The sequence below is a fragment of the Anaerosporobacter mobilis DSM 15930 genome (assembly GCF_900142955.1).
GTDB lineage: Bacteria > Bacillota > Clostridia > Lachnospirales > Lachnospiraceae > Anaerosporobacter > Anaerosporobacter mobilis.
In genome coordinates this window covers 197,542-218,982 of record NZ_FRCP01000010.1, presented here as the reverse complement: position 1 = coordinate 218,982, position 21,441 = coordinate 197,542, and the positions used below count along the sequence as shown (strand labels likewise).

The window sequence follows — 21,441 nt, the reverse complement described above, 5'->3', positions numbered from 1 at the left end:
CAATAACCTCTTTTTTCCTTTCTCCTCAATGATATGTTGACTACCCTTTGTTTCTTCCAAACTCTGTGGTACAATAATATTATTTATAATCTAGTTAACACAACTCACTTACTTAGAACATCAAAGGAGATTCAAATTATGAATATACAACTTATTGCCAGTGACCTAGATGGTACACTGTTACATAATGGTGCACAGGAAGTTAGTAAAGAAATTATTACATATATCGAAGAATTAATAAGTCATGGAATACTCTTCGCTGCCGCAAGTGGCAGACAATATGCGAATTTACGTCGATTATTCGCTCCCGTACGAGATGACATTGCATATATTTGTGAAAATGGCGCTCTTGTAATGTATCAGGATCAGGTTATCTCTGAATCTTATATTGACCGTACCACCGGTTTACAACTAATGGAAGATATTATAGAAAAAGGTGCTTGTGAACTTCTATTGTCTGGTCAATCAACTGCTTACGTACAACCAAAGAATCCCTATTTCGCTTACTTTTTAAAACATATCGTCCATAATAATGTTACCATAGTTGATGATTTTCATACGGTGAAAGAACCATTTTATAAAATATCCATATGTGAGGAGGCTGGTGTTGCAAAAAACTCAGGTCCTTTCTTTATAGATAAATGGGGGTCAGCTTTAAAAACAACCATATCTGGTTTTGAATGGCTGGATTTTACTCATCCAGATACCAATAAAGGCGGTGCTTTGCTATCTCTATGTAAACATCTTCAGATAACGCCCGATCACGTTATGGCATTTGGTGATAACTATAATGATATCGAGATGCTCACCACCGCCAAATACGGTTATGCAATGGAGGGTGCAGCGGATGATATCAAAAGACTTACCCCTTACCATACAGCATCGGTTGAACGAACAATCCAAGATTTCTTAAAAACCTTATAGTGCACAATATAGTATTAATTATCTTAAAGCAAACAAATTTATATTTTGTTTGCTTTTTTGTTGACTTTTTATCTGAACAGATTTATAGTATGTTTATCTATATACAAACTATTATGATATTTGTTTGCTACTTTATTTATTTTTGAATAAGTACCTATGTTATAAAGAAAGGATGTTTACGATGAACTTACACTATGAAGTCAAGAACTATCTAGATAAACAAGGGCGTTTAACGATATTCCCCGCTAAGAAAAAGTATCAAAAAATTGTTCTCTTCTATCTCGCCTCTAAGTTTAATACGAATCAAACATATACCGAAAAAGAAGTGAATGCATTGCTTGATGAATGGCATACTTATGAGGATGCCTGCACGTTACGACGCGAATTATATAATAATCGTTTTATTGGGCGCACGATAGATGGGACTAAATACTATAAAGAAAATCCTCAACCAGTTCCAGCAGATTTTGATATCGTTACTTCCTTCGAACCATTTGATGTTTTTAACAGCTTTAAATACCTTCTTCCAAAATATCGATTGATTCGATTAACACGAAAGCACAAAGATGCACTTTATGAGCTAGAAGCCAGCAATCCTTATTACTTTTCCATTACACAAGATCACCCCGTCACTCCTGAAGAAAGTATTGCTGATTTAGAAGCTGTGCCAGAAAACTTTCCTATTAAACAAAAGTTTTACTTTGGTTTATATCAAGAAGAGCAAATGATTGCTGTTATGGAATACCTCGTTGGTTATGATTATGAACATACCTCTGATCTTCAGACAATATGGATTGGTTTTTTCATGGTCCATGGTAATCATAAAAATCAGGGGGTCGGTAAACAGATTATTCGCACTTTCATACAGGCTGCCAAAGAAAATGGAATTCACAAAATTCAACTAGCATGTATTGAAGGCAACAAAGAGGGTTACCCCTTCTGGACACAGTTAGGCTTCAAGGAAATTGCAAAGCAGAATTCCGTTCTCTCAAACAAAGAAACACGTTCTGTTATTGTAATGAACACTTCACTATAACTTAACTTCAAGGTGCTTGGTGATCCTAATTCATAAAAATAATTCTCTTACCGGATACTGTTCTCCATAAAAAATATCGAGATCAATATCGTATCATATCAAAATAATGCCCTTGCGCATTATCTGATACATCAACTCATTGATCTCGATTCGTTTCTATCTATCATTTGGTTCGAATGCGATTAACTGCACCTTGCCAACCTTGTATGCGGCTATATCTATCATCCTCACTCATATTAGAGCGAAAGCTTCTTGCTAAATGCCAGTTCTCTCTTATCTCTTCTTTACTTTGGTAATAGCCCACTGCTAAGCCAGCCAAATAAGCGGCTCCAAGTGCTGTCGTTTCAATACATCTAGGTCGTAACACGGTTGTATCCAATATATCTGCTTGGAACTGCATAATAAAATTATTGGCACTAGCTCCACCATCTACCTTAAGATGCTTTAAATCAATTCCCGAATCACTCTCCATAGCTCGTACAATATCGTGAACTTGATAAGCAATGGATTCTAGTGTTGCACGTACAATATGATTCTTGTTAACACCTCTTGTTAGACCAATAATTGCTCCCCTAGCGTATTGGTCCCAGTATGGAGCTCCAAGCCCCGTAAATGCCGGCACTACATATGCTCCGTTTGTATCCTCTACTTCCATCGCTATTTTCTCTGACATTGCAGCGTTTTCAATCAGTCCTAGTTCATCTCTTAACCATTGAATTGCTGCTCCTGCAACAAACACACTACCTTCTAAAGCGTACTCGATACTTCCTTTCATGCTTGCTGCTATGGTTGTTATTAGGCCATTCTTTGATTCTACCGCTTTATTTCCTGTATTCATAAGTAGGAAGCAACCTGTACCATAGGTATTCTTCACTTCTCCTTCTAGAAAACAACATTGCCCAAATAATGCTGCCTGTTGATCACCAGCTGCACCAGCAATCGGTATCTTTCCACCGATGGCCTCTATGTTTGTCTCTCCGTATACTTCACTAGATGATTTTACTTCTGGTAGCATACATTTTGGTATATCAAGTAATGATAGAATGTCATCATCCCACTTACACTCTTTAATATTAAACAGCATCGTACGTGATGCATTCGTATAATCTGTTACGAATACTTTTCCTTCTGTTAGATTCCAGATAAGCCATGTATCGACCGTTCCAAATAGTAAATCTCCATTCTCCGCACGTTCCCTTGCTCCTTCAACATGATCAAGAATCCACTTGATTTTCGTTCCTGAGAAATATGCATCCGGAATTAGACCTGTTTTCTCCCTAATCATAGCGTCCATCTCTGCCTCTACTAGCTGATCAATTATATAGGAAGTTCGTCTACATTGCCATACAATTGCATTGTATACTGGTTTACCAGTATGCTTGTCCCACACAATCGTTGTCTCACGTTGGTTGGTAATTCCAATAGCTGCAACGTCTTCTGCTTTCGCATTAATCTTAGCCATTGCCTCAGTCATAACACTAATCTGAGATGACCAGATGTCCATCGGATCATGTTCCACCCAGCCTGCTTTGGGATATATCTGTGTAAACTCCTTCTGTGCCATACTTCCGATATTACCTTGTTTATCAAACAGGATACATCTTGAACTTGTCGTTCCTTGATCTAATGCCATTATATATTTTTTCATGTAAATACCCAAGCTCCTTCCATTCTCTTCTCCTAAATACTTGTATATAAATCATAAACAACTATCCAAGTAAAATCAAGGTGAATTCTAAGTTAGATTTTATCATACTTCTATCTGTCTTCTTAAACCCGTTATAAAATATTATTCCAACTTACTGAGTTTTTATTTCTTGACTATATTGCATACTATGATATAGAGTAGTATAGGTATAACCGTGTCAAATAGGACATGAAAAATAAATAACCAGACAACCACAAATTTTCAGAAAGGAACCATGCAGTGAATTATCTAACCTAAATTTAATTAGCTACATATTTACCAATCCATATGCATGGCTATTAACATGACTAAATTACTTAAGAAAAGAAATGCTAACACATCACCAACTTCTAACAATCAGCACATAATGCGCCATTACATACTACGGATTATTATGCTTGCCATTCCTATTGCACTTCAAAACTTGATTAATGTGGGTGTTAGTGTGACAGATACCTTAATGATTGGAAGTATTAGCGAAGAACAAATGTCAGGTATCTCTTATGCCAACCAACCCTATTTCATATTCACCACCGTGCTATTCGGTTTAGCTTCAGGGTCAATTGTATTAACTGCCCAGTATTGGGGTAAACGTGAATTAGAACCGATTCGTGCTATACTAGGTCTTATGCTCAGAATTGGGGTTGTTGCAGGTTTTTTGGTATCCTTATTTGTACTTATCTCTCCAGAAACTGCAATGTCCATCTTTACCAATGAACCTGAAATCATTGTATATGGTACTAAGTACTTACGAATTGTTGGTTTCTCTTATATGTTCTCCGGCTTCACAGGTGTTTACCTAATGAGCATGAGAAGTACAGGCAATGTATATGTATCGGCTTGTATCTACGGAATTTCGTTCATATTGAATGTATTCTTAAACTGGACATTAATCTTTGGTCATTTCGGAATGCCGAGAATGGAGATTCAAGGGGCAGCAACTGCTACTTTAATTAGTCGAATCTTAGAAAGTCTCTTAACGGTTGGATATATGTATTGTCTTGAAAAGAAAATACATTTCAAACTAAAAGACCTATTCCATAAGACTCGCAAATACTGGTCAAATCTTGTACGATTCAGTATACCGGTCCTATTAAGCGAAGTTTGTTGGGGAGTTGGAATATCTGTTCAGGCTGCCATTATTGGACGCCTTGGAAAAAGTGCGATTACCGCTTCAAGTTATATTAATCAAGTACAGCAACTAGCAGGTATTATATTAATTGGTTTTGGCGTTGGAGCTGGTATAGTTATGGGGAACATCATAGGAGAAGGAAAAGAAAAAGAAGCATTACAGATATCAAGAGTATTGTTAAAGGTTAGCGCGGTACTAGGAGCTATCGTTGCTGCAGCTGTTATTGCATTTCGCCCTATTGCCCCGAACTTCATTAATTGTTCAAGCGAAACAGCTGTTATGATTCAGAATATGCTCTTTGGTGCAGCGTATCTTTTATTCTTCCAAGCCTTTACCATTCTAACTATGGCCGGCATACTACGTGGCTCAGGGGATACCATATACTGTACAACTCTTGATGTATTAACACTGTTTGTATTGAAATTAGGACTCGGAATATTCGTTTCAAAAGTCCTGAAGCTCCCTCCTGTAGTCGTATACTTTATTTTATGTAGTGACGAAATGATAAAAACCATACTTACAGTCCCTAGGATTCTGAAAGGAAAATGGATTCATCACACTACGGTAAACTAAACCCAATTAAATTAACGACATCAATCCAATTTTCCTCCTCATTCTCGAAAGCCTAATCTCAAACACCTGTAAGTAACAGACAAAAGGCTATTACAGACACAAATCTTACTGTGTCTGTAATAGCCTCTTATATTTTAGTTCAATATTCTATTCTTCATCATCAGATGCAAATACAAAATCCTCATCATCATCTGCTAGTAGAATTGACTCTGTGTCATCATCCATATCAACATCAATGTTGGCAGCGATTACATCATCATCTTCTCCTAAGTCATCTGATAATGTCAACTCTTCTGCAACATCACTATCAAGTTTTACAGAACGATATCTCTTCATACCTGTACCAGCTGGTATAAGCTTACCAATGATAACATTTTCCTTAAGACCAATTAATGGATCAACCTTACCTTTAATTGCTGCTTCTGTAAGAACCTTAGTAGTTTCCTGGAAGGACGCTGCTGATAAGAAGGAATTAGTAGCAAGTGATGCTTTTGTAATACCTAGCATTACTTGTTTACCTTCTGCTGGTTGTTTACCTTCTGCCAGAAGTTTCTCGTTAGTCTCATCATAGTCAAGAATATCAACCAATGTTCCTGGTAAGTATTCTGTATCACCATTTTCCTCGATACGAATCTTCTTTAACATCTGACGTACGATAACCTCAACGTGCTTATCATTGATTTCTACACCTTGTAAACGGTATACACGTTGAACTTCTTGTAGCATGTAATCTTGAACAGCACGAACACCTTTAATCTTAAGGATATCATGAGGATTTACACTACCTTCTGTTAACTCGTCACCAGCTTCAAGTATTTGACCTTCAGTAACTTTGATTCTTGAACCATAAGGAATAAGATAAGCCTTAGATTCTCCAGTTTCACTGTTTGTTACGATAACTTCACGTTTTTTCTTCGTATCACTGATTGTAACAGTTCCACCGAACTCTGCGATAATAGCAAGACCTTTTGGCTTTCTTGCTTCGAAAAGTTCCTCAACACGAGGAAGACCTTGCGTGATATCGTCACCGGCAACACCACCAGTATGGAAAGTACGCATTGTAAGCTGTGTACCTGGTTCACCGATTGATTGAGCAGCGATAATACCAACTGCTTCACCAACTTGTACTGGTTCACCAGTTGCCATGTTCGCACCGTAACACTTAGCACATACTCCAATATGAGAACGGCAAGTTAACATTGTACGAATCTTTAATTTAGCGTCGAATCCAGCATCTACAATTTCTTTTCTATTAACAATTCTTGCAGCACGTTTTGGTGTAATCATATGATTTGCTTTAACAATCACTTCACCGTTGTCATCATGAATTGTTTCACAAGAGAATCTACCTGTGATTCTTTCTTCTAAGCCTTCAATTACTTCTCTACCATCTGTGAATGCTTTAATCCACATACCTGGAATTTCTTTACCTTCTTGACAATCAAGTTCACGGATAATTAAATCTTGTGAAACGTCTACAAGACGACGAGTTAAATAACCCGAATCGGCTGTACGTAGAGCTGTATCGGAAAGACCTTTACGAGCACCATGCGCAGAGATGAAGTACTCCAGTACGTCAAGACCTTCACGGAAGTTTGACTTGATAGGAAGTTCGATTGTTCTACCTGTTGTATCTGCCATCAGACCACGCATACCTGCAAGCTGTTTGATCTGCTTATCAGAACCACGGGCACCAGAGTCAGCCATCATGAAGATATTATTGTATTTATCAAGACCAGTAAGAAGTGCTTCTGTGATTTCATCATCGGCTTCTTTCCAAGTCTCAATAACAGCTTTATATCTTTCTTCCTCTGTCATAAGACCACGGCGGAAGTTCTTAGCGATTACTTCTACAGTAGCTTCTGCTTCGTCAATAATTGTTTTCTTCTTTTCTGGTACTGTCATGTCAGAGATAGAAACTGTCATGGCTGCACGAGTTGAATATTTGTAACCAAGAGATTTGATTGCATCAAGTGTTTCAGCAGTGTTTGTTGCACCATGAGTGTTGATACATTTCTCAAGGATTTGTTTTAATTGTTTCTTACCAACATGGAAATCAACTTCTGGTTTTAAGAAGTTTTCATCTTTACTTCTATCTACAAATCCAAGATCTTGGCTTAAGATTTCATTGAAGATAAAACGGCCTAATGTAGATTCAATCATTCTTGATTCTTCTACACCTTCTTTGTTGATACCAGTTCTCTTAACTTTAATTCTAGCATGAAGAGTGATTGCACTATTTTCATATGCTAGGATTGCTTCGTTAATACTCTTAAAGCAATGTCCTTCTCCCTTATCACCAGGTCTTTCCTGTGTTAAGTAGTAAATACCAAGGACCATATCCTGTGAAGGAACGGCTACAGGACCACCATCAGATGGTTTCAATAAGTTGTTTGGTGAAAGTAATAAGAAACGGCATTCTGCTTGTGCTTCTACTGATAATGGTAAATGCACGGCCATCTGGTCACCATCGAAGTCGGCGTTGAACGCTGTACATACAAGTGGGTGTAGTTTGATTGCTTTACCTTCTACAAGAATTGGCTCGAATGCTTGGATACCAAGTCTATGAAGAGTAGGTGCACGGTTAAGCATTACAGGATGTTCTCTGATAACTTCTTCTAATACATCCCAAACTTCAGTTTGAAGTCTCTCAACCATCTTCTTAGCAGATTTAATGTTATGAGCAGTTCCTCTTGCAACTAACTCTTTCATTACGAATGGTTTGAATAACTCGATTGCCATTTCTTTAGGAAGACCACATTGATAGATCTTAAGCTCTGGTCCTACTACGATAACGGAACGTCCTGAGTAGTCAACACGTTTACCAAGTAAGTTCTGACGAAAACGTCCTTGCTTACCTTTTAACATATCAGAAAGAGATTTCAGAGCACGGTTACCTGGTCCAGTTACTGGACGTCCTCTTCTACCATTATCGATAAGGGCATCAACGGCTTCTTGTAACATTCTCTTTTCATTACGAACGATAATATCTGGTGCGCCAAGCTCTAATAGTCTCTTAAGACGATTATTTCTATTGATAATTCTTCTATATAAATCATTCATATCAGAAGTTGCAAATCTACCACCATCAAGTTGAACCATAGGTCTTAAATCTGGTGGGATTACTGGTACTGCATCAAGAATCATCCATTCTGGTTTATTGTTTGATTCTCTGAATGCTTCAACAACTTCTAATCTCTTAATAATTCTAGCTCTCTTTTGGCCAGTTGAATCTTTCAAACCTTTTTTAAGATCTTTTGATTCTTTCTCTAAGTCAATTGCTTGAAGAAGTTCTTTAACAGATTCAGCACCCATACCTACACGGAAACGGTTGCCGTATTTGTCATACGCTTCTTTGTATTCTTTTTCATTCAATACTTGTTTGTATTGTAAATCTGTATCGCCTTTATCAAGTACGATATACGATGCAAAGTATAATACTTTTTCAAGTGTTCTTGGAGACAAATCAAGAACAAGACCCATTCTACTTGGTATACCTTTAAAATACCAAATATGTGATACTGGTGCTGCAAGTTCAATATGTCCCATTCTTTCACGACGTACGCTTGCTTTTGTTACTTCAACACCACAACGATCACATACTACACCTTTGTAACGGATCTTCTTATATTTACCACAATGACATTCCCAGTCTTTGTTTGGTCCAAATATTTTTTCACAGAATAAACCATCTTTTTCTGGCTTTAATGTTCTGTAATTGATTGTTTCAGGTTTTTTAACTTCGCCTCTAGACCACTCTAGAATCTTTTCTGGAGAAGCTAATCCGATTTTTATCGCATCGTATGTCATTTCTGAAACATTTTCATTGCTTATATCTGACATTTATCTGGCACTCCCTTCGTTCATCTGTGTAAGGACTTTACTGCAAGCAGTAAATTTCCGTCCCAATGTCAATTAATTACAAGTACCCTTAGTACACTTGCAGCCAACCCATTACACTTAGCGAACTGCAACCCACCAAAGGCTATATCATATAACGATTACAAGATATAGGCACATCAAAACAAGCAACTACTGCTTGTTCTGATGTATAATACTTCTATCTCTTAATCTTCGTAATCCTCATCACTACTAATATCCACTTCCAAGTCATCTTCTGTATCAAAACCATCGAATACAGTTCCCTCTTCATCATCTGCTGAAGTTTCTGTGAATCCTGCATCTGCAAACGGTTCGTCATCAAAACGGAAATTGTCTTCTCCTTCAATTAACGGAGTTAAGTCTTCTTCACCGTAATCGATTGTTTCTGTCATCTGAATTTCGTCACCATTTTCATCAAGTACAGTAACATCAAGTGCAAGTGATTGTAATTCCTTAAGAAGTACCTTGAAGGATTCTGGAATACCAGGTTCTGATATATTCTCACCTTTAATGATTGCTTCATAAGTCTTAACACGACCAACAACATCATCAGATTTAACAGTTAAGATTTCTTGTAATGTGTAAGCAGCACCATAAGCTTCTAGTGCCCAAACTTCCATCTCACCAAATCTCTGTCCACCGAATTGTGCTTTACCACCAAGTGGCTGTTGTGTTACTAATGAGTAAGGACCAGTAGAACGAGCATGAATCTTATCATCTACCAAGTGGTGAAGTTTCAAGTAGTGCATGAAACCAACTGTAACAGCGCCATCGAAGTATTCTCCTGTACGACCGTCACGAAGTTTTACCTTACCATCTCTATTAATTGGAACACCTTCCCATTCTTTACGGTAATCCTTATTGTTTTCAAGGAATTCCATAGTTTCTGGATTAAGTGTATCTTTGTGTTTGTTATAGAACTCTTCCCATGAAGTATTAACGTAATCGTTAGCAAGCTCAAGAGTATCCATAATATCAAACTCGTTAGCACCATCGAATACTGGAGTCGATACTTTGAATCCAAGTGCTGTAGCTGCAAGACTTAAATGGATTTCAAGGACCTGACCAATGTTCATACGTGAAGGTACGCCAAGAGGGTTAAGAACAATATCAAGTGGACGACCATTAGGTAAGAATGGCATATCTTCTGCTGGTAATACACGGGAAACAACACCCTTATTACCATGTCGGCCGGCCATCTTATCACCAACTTGGATCTTTCTCTTTTGAGCAATGTAAACACGAACTGTTTCGTTAACACCTGGAGATAATTCATCTCCGTTTTCTCTAGTAAATACTTTGGCATCAACAATGATACCGAACTCTCCATGAGGTACGCGAAGCGAAGTATCACGAACTTCTCTTGCTTTCTCTCCAAAGATCGCGCGAAGAAGTCTTTCTTCTGCTGTTAATTCTGTTTCACCCTTAGGTGTAACTTTACCAACAAGAATATCTCCCGCACGTACTTCTGCACCAATACGGATGATACCTCTTTCATCAAGATCTTTTAATGCATCATCACCAACACCTGGAACATCTCTTGTGATTTCTTCAGGTCCAAGTTTTGTATCACGTGATTCTGCTTCGTATTCTTCTATATGGATTGATGTATAAACATCTTCCTGTACTAATCTTTCACTTAAAAGTACCGCATCTTCGTAGTTGTAACCTTCCCAAGTCATGAAACCGATAAGAGGGTTTTTACCAAGTGCTAATTCACCTTTTGAAATAGATGGACCATCTGCGATAACTTGACCCGCATGCACTCTATCACCTTTGAAAACAACCGTTCTTTGGTTCAAGCAGTTACTTTGGTTACTTCTAAGGAATTTGGAAACTTTGTATACGTCCCTTGTATTATCATCGTTTTTAATAATGATTTCAGTAGCTGTTGCTTTTTCTACAACACCATCTTTCTTAGAAACAACACAGTTACCAGAGTCAACGGCAGCCTTACTTTCCATACCAGTACCAACAACTGGAGATTCTGTAATTAATAGTGGAACCGCCTGACGTTGCATGTTGGATCCCATGAGGGCACGGTTCGCATCATCGTTTTGAAGGAAAGGAATCATGGCTGTCGCTACGGAGAATACCATCTTAGGAGATACATCCATTAAGTCGATCTTAGATTTTTCAAACTCAGAAGTTTCTTCTCTATAACGACCTGAGATATTACTACGTACGAAGTAACCATTATCATCTAATTCTTCGTTGGCTTGTGCTACTACATATTTATCTTCTTCATCTGCTGTCAAATAAACAACTTCATCAATTACTCTTGGATTCTTAGGATCCGTCTTGTCAACTTTTCTGTATGGAGCTTCTACGAAACCATATTCGTTGATTCTCGCATACGATGCAAGTGAGTTGATAAGACCGATGTTTGGACCTTCAGGAGTTTCGATAGGACACATTCTACCGTAATGAGTATAGTGAACATCTCGAACCTCGAATCCGGCTCTATCTCTTGATAAACCACCAGGTCCAAGTGCAGATAAACGTCTCTTATGTGTTAATTCACTAAGAGGGTTATTCTGATCCATGAACTGTGACAACTGTGAACTACCAAAGAATTCTTTGACAGCAGCTGTAACAGGTTTAATATTAATTAAGGATTGTGGAGATACTACTTCTAGATCTTGAGTTGTCATTCTTTCACGAACCACACGTTCCATTCTTGAAAGACCAATTCTATATTGGTTTTGTAGCAACTCACCAACCGCTCTAATTCTTCTGTTTCCTAAATGATCGATATCATCATCTGTTCCAATTCCATGTTCTAAATGCATGTTATAGTTAATAGAAGCAATGATATCGTCTTTAGTAATATGTTTAGGAACTAACTCGTTGATGTTTTTCTTAACAGCAAGGATGATATCTTCTGTGCTTGAATTTTCATCTAAAATTGCTTTTAAGACTGGATAATAAACATCTTCTGTAATACCTAACTCTTCTTTATCTACATCAACATAGGCTGCTAAATCTACCATTAAGTTAGAAAGTACTTTAACATTTCTCTCTTCTGTTTGAACAAAAACATATGATACACCAGCATTTTGAATCTCTACTGCAAGTTCTTCTGATACGAAAGTTCCTGCTTCTGCAACTACTTCACCAGTTTCCATGTTTACAACATCCTCTGATAAAGTAAATCCAGTGATTCTGTTCTTTAGAGCTAATTTCTTGTTGAATTTGTAACGACCAACTTTAGCAAGATCATATCTTCTAGCATCAAAGAACATGCTATTGATTAAGCTCTCAGCACTCTCCACTGAAAGTGGTTCGCCTGGACGAAGCTTTTTATAAAGTTCTAATAAACCATCTTGATAGTTATCTGAAGTATCTTTTGTGATACTAGCAAGAATTTTTGGTTCTTCACCAAATAAATCTAAGATTTCTTGGTTTGTTCCAAATCCAAGAGCACGAATAAGAACTGTAATAGGTACCTTTCTGTTTCTATCTACACGAACATAGAAAACATCGTTTGAGTCTGTTTCATACTCTAACCAAGCACCCCTATTAGGAATAACTGTACTTGAGTATAATTCTTTACCGATCTTGTCGTGTCCAACTGCATAATAGATTCCAGGGGAACGTACTAACTGGCTAACGATAACACGCTCAGCACCATTAATAACAAAAGTACCTGTTTCTGTCATTAAAGGTAAATCACCCATGAAAATATCATGTTCATTAATCTCGTCATTTTCTTTGTTATGAAGTCTGACTTTTACTTTAAGTGGTGCGGCATAAGTAGCATCTCTAACCTTACACTCTTCAATTGAATACTTAACATCATCCTCGCATAAAGTAAAATCAACGAACTCTAAACTTAAGTGTCCGCTGTAATCTGCGATAGGAGAGATGTCTTCAAAGACTTCGTATAGTCCTTCTTCTAAGAACCATCTATAAGAGTCTTTCTGTACTTCAATGAGATTAGGCATATCAAGTACTTCTTTTTGCTTTGAGTAACTCATTCTCATGCCGTTACCAACTTTAATTGGACGTATTCTATTTTTATCCATTGACGTTTTCACCCCTTGAAATTTTTATATGAATGTGCTATAATCAACACATATTCGATTTAAAGCACAAGACACCACAATAGTGCATTTTTCATGTTAGCATATATATCAGAACTTGTCAACACTCTTTTTAGGGTGTTTTTTTGTATTCTTTTATACACTATAGAAGTGTATAAACTATACTATTAAAAGTTAGTATTAACTTTATTGTTTCTACCTTGTGATTTGTCTACTAATGTGTTATTCTTCTTATTATATAGAAGAAACACTGATTAATATATTTAGCAAAATAATTTTTCTTTTTTTCCATCACTGGTATCTTTATACAGTAAAATAGCATTCAATATTTAAGTATACCCCATTTTTTGCATATTCATAAGTAAATATCCAAAATAAAATGAAAGGTTGATTCACATGCATACAGAAATTATTGGTCATTGCCCTATATGTAACGAAAAACTAATTGCAACCCGCCTTACTTGTAAACATTGTGGTTTAGAATTAACAAATGATTTCTCCCTAAGCAAGTTCAACTATCTTGCTTATGAAGACTTGCAGTTCATCGAGTATTATCTCAAATGTCGCGGAAATCTAAAAGAACTAATGCAACAATTAGGATTGTCGTATCCTGCAGCAAAGAAACGTCTCGATCAAGTATTAGAACGATTAGGATATTCAACCGCTTATTCTGACACATATAATATAGAAGTAATTGTCGAAACTCTTCCTATATATAAGGATGAAAGTCTAGCAACTAAACAGATAAAAACCAAGCTAAACGAATCAAAGGGATTAGCAGATATCAGCTTAACTAACAACAAAACCTTCACAATCTACTATGAAGAGTTTGGTAATGGTATCTACGCTTCCAACCTTCCTAAAGGAAATCTATTAACCTGGAAAGCCTTCGACTCTGCTATCGAACTGCTTAACAAGTCAGGAGGAAAAGCTTCAAAAGGAAATGCTATGAAATCAAAACTTGGCGAAGGACACCTCACGCTAGATACGGTAGAAGGTTACATCGCACACAAAGCATACGGCGTAGCACTTGGTGACTCCGTACTACGCCGCATCTCTGCACTCTCTTCTATATTGGAATGGTGCGGTTTATGTAAAAATGGCTATGGCTACTTAGAGCTCAAATAGCCATTACCTACCGATGAATCATTTCATAAACACATTGCTTAATCACTTCAATACCTTCTGCCTTTGCTCCTTCAGGTACGAAGGTATTTTCTCGAATATCCTTTTTAAAAAGGAAAGAATAGATCACTGCTGATAATAAATACCGTCCGTAAATCATATCCATATGAAATCCATCTCTACATAAGGATTTCTCCCCTAATTCATAACGAAATGGCTCTCTCTTTCTTACAGACTGTATGACATCTCCACTAGGTATTAAACGTAATCCAGTTCGTTTCGCTGCTTCTTCATAGCATTCACTTAATTGGTTATACATCTGCTGTTGATTGCAATTATATCTAGGGAACTCTCCATGATCACTATCTTGTTCATATGCCCATGTTTTTTGCAATAAACATTCAGCATCTGGAACTTTAGATTTAAAATACTCTAACAGTTGTTCTAAATAAGGGAAATACGTTTCTTTTATTCCACTGTCATGACTTGCTTGTTGCGTAATAATATAGTCCCAATTATCTTCTACTAACATTTCATTAATTGATACATATCTCTCTGTTGACTTGCCGTTTTCTTCATACATATACTCTTTTGCTTCTGATTCAACGTTATTCCAGTGACGTTCTAAAGAACAGCCTCCAATATATAGATTAATAGCCTTTACTTCAACCTCTCCAGCCTTTGCTAAATCATGGAGATAATATAAACTATCTTGGGTAAAACTGTTTCCAACTGCAAGTAATTTAACTTCTTTCATTGTCTTATTATTTCCTTTCTCGTTGTTAGATTTTTTGTGCAAAACTCTTATACACTTTTAAAGCTTCTTTGTTGATGTTCTATAACACAAAGCATGCTACACATCTAAGTTTAAATATTCCTTAGTATTTATCCTGCCTTGTTTATGACACTATGTCTTAAGACCAATATATTAATTAGGTCGACGAACCAAATTATTTCGCCGACCTTGTACTTTATATATAACACAAAATATATAACTTAAAATATATAGCTTAAACATCAAAAACCTCTAGTAAAACCAGATTAGTTAATTTAAATCAATTCAAAAGCTACATACTCCTCAGTACTACTATCTGCCCCAATATAAACATGGAATTCACCAGGTTCACTACCAAAGCTCATATCAACTCTACAGAATTGCAACATCTCCTCATTAATGGTAAAGGAAATCACCTGTTCTTCTCCTGGTTGTAATGTAACCTTTTGATAATCCTTTAATTCTTTCCTTGGACGAACTACACTTCCGAAACAATCTCTGATATATAATTGTACCGTTTCCGTACCAGTACAGTCACCAGTATTCTTAAGCGTTATACTAGCAGTGATTTGCTCATCTGCTGTCATCTGATTCTTGTTAATTGTAAGATCAGAATAAGCGAATGTTGTATAGCTAAGTCCGTATCCGAAAGGATATAAAGGAGTGTTTGGAATATCTCTATAATTAGAACGATACATCACTTCACCTGATTTTGGATCAAAAGGTCTTCCTGTAAAGTATTCATTATAGTGAACTGGCACTTGTCCCACATTATAAGGGAAGCTCATAGGAAGTTTTCCACTTGGATTGAAGTTGCCTGTAAGAGTGTTAGCGATTGCATTGCCACCTTCTGTTCCAGGCATCCATACGTTTAAGATTGCTTTTGATTTCTCCGAAATTTCACGTAAATCTAGTGGTCTTCCTGTGAATAAAACAACAGCAATATTAGGATTTACTTCATGAACGGCGCGAAGTAATCTTTGTTGTACTTCTGGAAGTAATAAATCAGTTCTACTAGCAGCTTCACCCGACATTACTCGGTGTTCACCAATAGCTAGAATAACTTTATCCGCACCTTTTGCCGCTTCAACTGCTTCTGCAAGCATTCTCTCTTCATCTGCTTTTGAAACTTCTTTTACATGGTGCTTCGGAATCAACTTGTAATCCTCAGCTCCAAGAACTGGAGAACCTTGTGTAAATGTCATATCATATACGCCTTCAAATTTAGCAAAAGCATCTGCAATAGAAACCGTATCTTCATCTTTAGCAAGCATTGACCACGCACCATAGATTTCTTTCTCCGGTACAAAAGGTCCAATAAAAGCTACTTTCTCACCCTTCTTAAGTGGTAAGATTCCATCATTCTCAAGTAATACAAATGATTTCTCCGCAGCTTCTAATGCTGTCTTTCTATGCTCTTCACATAAGATAACTTCTTTTTCTTTAATTGGGTCTGCATCCTTATATGGATTTTCAAATAAACCTAATTTATTCTTAAGCATTAAAATACGAAGAACTGATTCATCTAAGAGTCTTTCGTCAACTTTACCACTCTCAATTAAAGCAGCAAGCTCTTTACTGTAGATGCCTGTCATCATATCAATGTCTACACCAGCCTTGATTGCAAGCTCTGCAGCTTGCTTACGGTCCTTTGCATAACCATGATAAATTATTTCCTCAATAGCTGTCCAGTCAGAGATTAACACTCCATCAAATCCCATTTCATCACGTAATACATCTCGCATTAACCATTCATTCCCTGTAGCTGGAACTCCATTTAATGTATTGAAAGATGTCATAACCATCTCTACACCAGCATCGATTGCAACTTTGTAAGCTGGAAGGTAGTAGCCACGTAATGTATTCTCTGATAACTCAACTGTATTATACTCTCTACCTGCTGTTGGTGCACCATATGCTGCAAAATGTTTTACACATGCAGCGATATTATATTCCTGTCCAACATCATCACCTTGGAAACCTTCCACCATAGCTTTCGCAAAATCACTATTAAGTTTTCCATCTTCTCCTGTAGACTCCATAACACGTCCCCATCTTGCATCTCTTACAAGATCAACCATTGGAGCAAATGTTACGTGGATACCAGATACCGCTGATTCTTTTGCTGCAACCTGAGCAAGACGTTTTGAAAGTTCTGGTTCAAATGTTGCTCCCTGACCTAACGGAATAGGGAAGATTGTACGGAATCCATTGATTACATCAAACATAAACATTAAGGGAATCTTATGTGGATGCTTCTCCATGTATGAATCTTGAATTTCTTTATATTTTTCTGCGCCTAAGAGACCTATTACTGTTCCAGCCTCCGCGATGCTTTCCTCTGTTATACCATTTTCTCTTATTGGACCAGTAAGTATTGCTTCATCTATATAGAACCCACTTGTCACCTGTAACAATTGGTTAACCTTTTCCGTTAGGCTCATATCTTTTACTAAATCAATTAACTCTTGTTGCTTCATTGCGCTGCCCTTTCTATGTTGCCATATAACTCTAAACAAATCGTTTAATTATCTTGTATCTTCTTAACCGAGCCTCTCTTCATAATTACAGACTCGTATACTTTATGTTGAGACTTTTCTCCATTCATCATACCATGTAATAACGATACTGCAGACAACGCCATCTCCGTAGCTGGTTGATATACCGTATCTAAAGCAGGGTTGTAAAATTCTGTCATTTCAATACCATCAAAACCTACTATAGATATATCATCTGGAATCTTCTTGCCCACTGCAATCGCTGCTTTTGCTGCTCCAATTGCTAATACATCAGAAAACGCAAAGACAGCCGTCATCTCCGGATTTTTTAGCATAAGCTGCTTCATAGCTTGGAATCCAACTCGGAAACCAGACCCAATTACCGGTGCGCTTAGAGAAACCAAATTCTCATCAAGTGGAATTCCATTATCCTCTAGCGCCTTTTTGTAACCTCGAAATCGCAAGATATTAGGAGTAACCACATTTCCAACATCTTTGTACAAGAATCCAATTCTTCTATGACCCATATCGATTAGATATTGTGTTGCTTTATAAGCTTCTTTTTCATCATCAATAATTACACTAGAATATAGAGAAGGCTCAACATTTCCTTCTGTACTTACAGTAAGTAGTACACACGGTATCCCTAGTTGTTTAAACTTCGCCTCTGTATACGACGAATAGGAACCGCCCATAATCATAACCCCACACAAATTCCTTTGCATAGATTCACTAATAGCTACATCTAACTCATCTGTCATGTCATCAACATTTTGTATCAAAAGAGGAAATCCTCTTGAAGCCATCTCTATCTCTATTACATCAATCATCTTAGAAAAGAACGGATTGGAAATGTATTTTACAAAAAGCGCAATATTGTCCGATTGCGTCATCTTAAGATTTCTGGCATTATTATTAGGAATGTAATTATATTCGTTAATTACATCCATTACCTTCTTTCGTGTTTTTTCACTAACCGATCCTGTTTGATTGATAACACGTGAAACTGTAGCAATACCTACACCCGATAATCTTGCTATGTCTGTAATCGTGATATTCGCCATTTTGTACCTCCCATTAATTAAATTTATAATCAAAATAACGGGCACACGCTTGGTGAGTGTCCGTTTATTAAAAAAAGGCTGCTGTATATGTTACGCAGCAGCCTTTAATAATCTCTTTTACTTATTCAGCAACTGGTGTAAAGGATGCTAGTTGAGATTTCAATTCTTCTATAACAGTATCAATTCCCGCCTTCTTTAATTGACTTCTATATTCTTCAATTCCAGCAGCAACGTCATCTGTTTTACCTAACATAAGCTGAATACCAATTGTTGAGTTTACGTTGGAGATTGCTGATAATTCAGTTGTAACCTTTGAAGAGTCAAAAGTGAATCCATTAAAAGGATTACTGATGAAGTTCTTACTCCATTCTTCTTGCTTTTCATAACGGCTAGGGTGTTCTGATCTAGAAGGGATTTTGAATGCAGTGTTAGTAAATGCCCAACCAGCAAATCCACCACCATCTACAGCATCATCAAATCCAGCTGGTTTCTCTAAATAACCATCAACGATTTCATATTGTTGTCCTTCTATACCATATTGGAATAATCTATAGTAAGATTCATCTGTCATTAATTTTTCAATTACCATTAATGCTCTCTCAGGATATTTTGAGTTTGTATTAATAACTGTCATATCTTGAGCTGGTGAGTTTTGCATAACTTTGTTATTGTCTTCTGCGAAGTACCAAGCATCCATATCTTGATTTTCTAATTGACCATGGATTGCTGTGAAGTTACCAGTCCAGTCACCCATATGTGTAATGTAAGCGCTACTTTGAAGGTTCTTATACATCTCTTTATCACCTGTTTGAGCTGATAAGATGTCTGTAGGCCAGTAACCTTTTGCTTCCCACTCATCAAGCATAGTAACAAATGTAGCAAACTCGTCAGTAAATGCTGGATGGATGATCTCGTTAACGTTATTGTAATCCTCTGTTACAAGAAACATTTCTGACTCTGCAATACCAGGTGCTACTACCCAGTTTCCAGTAGACTCTACTAACATTCTGTAGAAATCCATTGAAACTTCTGAATTACCATTGATAGGATAGATTCCATGAGCTACAGATGCATCAGCATATGCAATTAAAGAATCTAAATCTGTAACTTCATCAATTCCCCAAGCTTTGCAGTTTGCTTTGTTATACACAAAACCATTTGCTGAATATCCTGCTCCTAGTGAAGGAACACCAAAGATACCATCACCTGACTTAGCAGCTGTCCAACTTGAATCTGGAATAGCAGCTTTTAGTGTAGGTGCATATTTTTCCAACAATCCTGAAATATCAGTTAAAGAACCTTGTTTTGCTAATGTATAATATGGTACAGGTGCATTTACAGAAGCATATGCCAAATCAAAACTTTCACCTGAAGCCCATAATAGAGGGTATTTTGTAGAAACATCGCCCCAATCAATATACTTTATCTCAATTGAAGTGTTGATATCTTCTGTAAGCTTACGGTTAATCTCAGCTAGAATCTCATCATTTTTCACTCCTGGTGAACCATATAGATACATTGAAAGAGTTACATGTTTTGATAAATCCAAGTCATCAGCGGATGCTTCGCTAGAAGTCGAATCCCCTTTTGAACCATTTGATGATGTGACATTTTTTTCCCCTTTAGCACATCCCGTTAGTAACGCGGTTGCCATAGCAACACATAAAACACTACTAATTACTTTTTTTAATTTCATAGTTTTTCCTCCTATATTTTATAGGTCTTAGCATTAAATGTAAAGCCTATAATATCATTTTTGATAATTTTTGCTAACCTTTTACGGAACCCACAGTTAATCCACTTACGAAAAATCTTTGTACGAATGGATATAATAAAATAATAGGTCCTGTCGCAAGTACCGCCGTTGCCATCTTAACTGACTGTGTTGGTACCGAAGCTGCATCAATTACATGTCCCAAACTTGTAAGGGAATCAATACTTGTTTGGTTAACCATCTTTTGTAGAAAATACTGCAATGGATATTTCGTAGCTGTATCAATATATAAACTTGCATTATACCACTCATTCCAATAACCTAACGCAAGGAATAGTCCTATTGTAGCAAGGGAAGGAAGTGCAAGAGGCATAAACACCCTTATATAAATCTTAAATGGTCCCGCTCCATCCATCGTCGCAGATTCATATAATTCATCTGGAATTGACTTCATGAAGTTTCTCATAAGAAATATAGACCATGCACTAACAAGACCCGGCAATATAAGTGCCCAGATGTTGTCTTTTAAGTTTAGGTATCTAACATAAAGGATATATGTTGGTACCAATCCACCACTGAAAAGTGTAGTGAAATATATGAAAAAGGAAAAGAAGTTGCGGTATTTAAAATCTTTACGATTCAATACATAACCTGCCATTGACATGATAAACAATCCAATTGCAGTTCCAACAACAGTAATTGTTATAGTTACTCGGTAAGAACTCAATAGCTTCGTAGGATTATCAAGTAGATAACGATATGCTGATAAACTCCAATTTTTCGGAAAGAGTTTATAGCCCTCTGCAACAATTTCTCTTTCAGTCATGAAAGATGACGTTATCATCAATGCGAAAGGAAACAAGCATAGGATTGCAAAAACTGCTATACACAAATAACAAATAAGCATTAAAGTTCTATTACTTTTTCCCATTTTGATATTTGAATTACTTTGTTCACTTTGTTTTTTCTTCATTTTCTACCACCT

General features: G+C 36.8%; 12 protein-coding genes. 4 read left to right on the top strand and 8 right to left on the bottom strand.

Annotated features, from left to right (window positions below):
• Nucleotides 1-138: 138 nt before the first annotated feature.
• Together BUB90_RS10500 and BUB90_RS10495 are read left to right on the top strand one after the other, a co-directional pair.
• On the top strand, nucleotides 139-924 hold the full coding sequence (locus BUB90_RS10500; RefSeq protein ID WP_073287294.1) for a Cof-type HAD-IIB family hydrolase: 786 nt from the start codon (nucleotides 139-141) through the stop codon (nucleotides 922-924).
• Nucleotides 925-1,105: 181 nt separating this feature from the next.
• A complete protein-coding gene (locus BUB90_RS10495) occupies nucleotides 1,106-1,960 on the top strand; it encodes a GNAT family N-acetyltransferase (RefSeq protein ID WP_073287290.1) in 855 nt (284 codons plus the stop codon).
• Between the two features lie 163 nt (nucleotides 1,961-2,123).
• On the opposite strand, the gene glpK is transcribed toward BUB90_RS10495, so the two are convergent.
• Entirely contained in the window at nucleotides 2,124-3,608 is a 1,485-nt protein-coding gene (gene glpK / locus BUB90_RS10490) for a glycerol kinase GlpK (RefSeq protein WP_073287287.1), read from the bottom strand.
• Between the two features lie 343 nt (nucleotides 3,609-3,951).
• Between glpK and BUB90_RS10485 the strand changes: the two genes are divergently transcribed.
• A complete protein-coding gene (locus tag BUB90_RS10485) occupies nucleotides 3,952-5,352 on the top strand; it encodes an MATE family efflux transporter (RefSeq protein ID WP_170865473.1) in 1,401 nt (466 codons plus the stop codon).
• A gap of 147 nt (nucleotides 5,353-5,499) precedes the next feature.
• Here the strand turns inward: BUB90_RS10485 and rpoC are convergent, their stop codons facing one another.
• A complete protein-coding gene (rpoC, locus tag BUB90_RS10480; RefSeq protein ID WP_073287280.1) occupies nucleotides 5,500-9,195 on the bottom strand; it encodes a DNA-directed RNA polymerase subunit beta' in 3,696 nt (1,231 codons plus the stop codon).
• A gap of 224 nt (nucleotides 9,196-9,419) precedes the next feature.
• Nucleotides 9,420-13,262, bottom strand: coding sequence for a DNA-directed RNA polymerase subunit beta (gene rpoB / locus BUB90_RS10475; protein ID WP_073287277.1), 3,843 nt, complete (start codon nucleotides 13,260-13,262; stop codon nucleotides 9,420-9,422).
• A gap of 414 nt (nucleotides 13,263-13,676) precedes the next feature.
• Between rpoB and BUB90_RS10470 the strand changes: the two genes are divergently transcribed.
• Nucleotides 13,677-14,408 carry a DUF2089 domain-containing protein gene (locus BUB90_RS10470; protein WP_073287273.1) on the top strand — a complete coding sequence of 244 codons (732 nt, stop codon included), beginning with the start codon at nucleotides 13,677-13,679 and terminating at the stop codon, nucleotides 14,406-14,408.
• Nucleotides 14,409-14,415: 7 nt separating this feature from the next.
• On the opposite strand, the gene BUB90_RS10465 is transcribed toward BUB90_RS10470, so the two are convergent.
• The 5 genes from BUB90_RS10465 to BUB90_RS10445 all read right to left on the bottom strand — a co-directional run bounded on the left by BUB90_RS10465 (nucleotide 14,416) and on the right by BUB90_RS10445 (nucleotide 21,429).
• On the bottom strand, nucleotides 14,416-15,162 hold the full coding sequence (locus tag BUB90_RS10465; RefSeq protein ID WP_073287270.1) for a DUF4886 domain-containing protein: 747 nt from the start codon (nucleotides 15,160-15,162) through the stop codon (nucleotides 14,416-14,418).
• A gap of 293 nt (nucleotides 15,163-15,455) precedes the next feature.
• Nucleotides 15,456-17,660: a beta-glucosidase BglX gene (bglX, locus tag BUB90_RS10460; RefSeq protein WP_073287267.1), complete on the bottom strand. Its 2,205-nt coding sequence runs from the start codon at nucleotides 17,658-17,660 to the stop codon at nucleotides 15,456-15,458.
• A gap of 44 nt (nucleotides 17,661-17,704) precedes the next feature.
• Nucleotides 17,705-18,742 (bottom strand): LacI family DNA-binding transcriptional regulator, encoded by a 1,038-nt coding sequence (locus BUB90_RS10455; protein ID WP_073287264.1) that lies wholly within the window; start codon nucleotides 18,740-18,742, stop codon nucleotides 17,705-17,707.
• Between the two features lie 121 nt (nucleotides 18,743-18,863).
• Nucleotides 18,864-20,438, bottom strand: a complete 1,575-nt coding sequence (locus BUB90_RS10450) for an ABC transporter substrate-binding protein (RefSeq protein ID WP_073287260.1) — start codon at nucleotides 20,436-20,438, stop codon at nucleotides 18,864-18,866.
• A 73-nt stretch (nucleotides 20,439-20,511) separates the two neighbouring features.
• A complete protein-coding gene (locus BUB90_RS10445) occupies nucleotides 20,512-21,429 on the bottom strand; it encodes a carbohydrate ABC transporter permease (protein ID WP_084139193.1) in 918 nt (305 codons plus the stop codon).
• Nucleotides 21,430-21,441 lie beyond the last annotated feature (12 nt).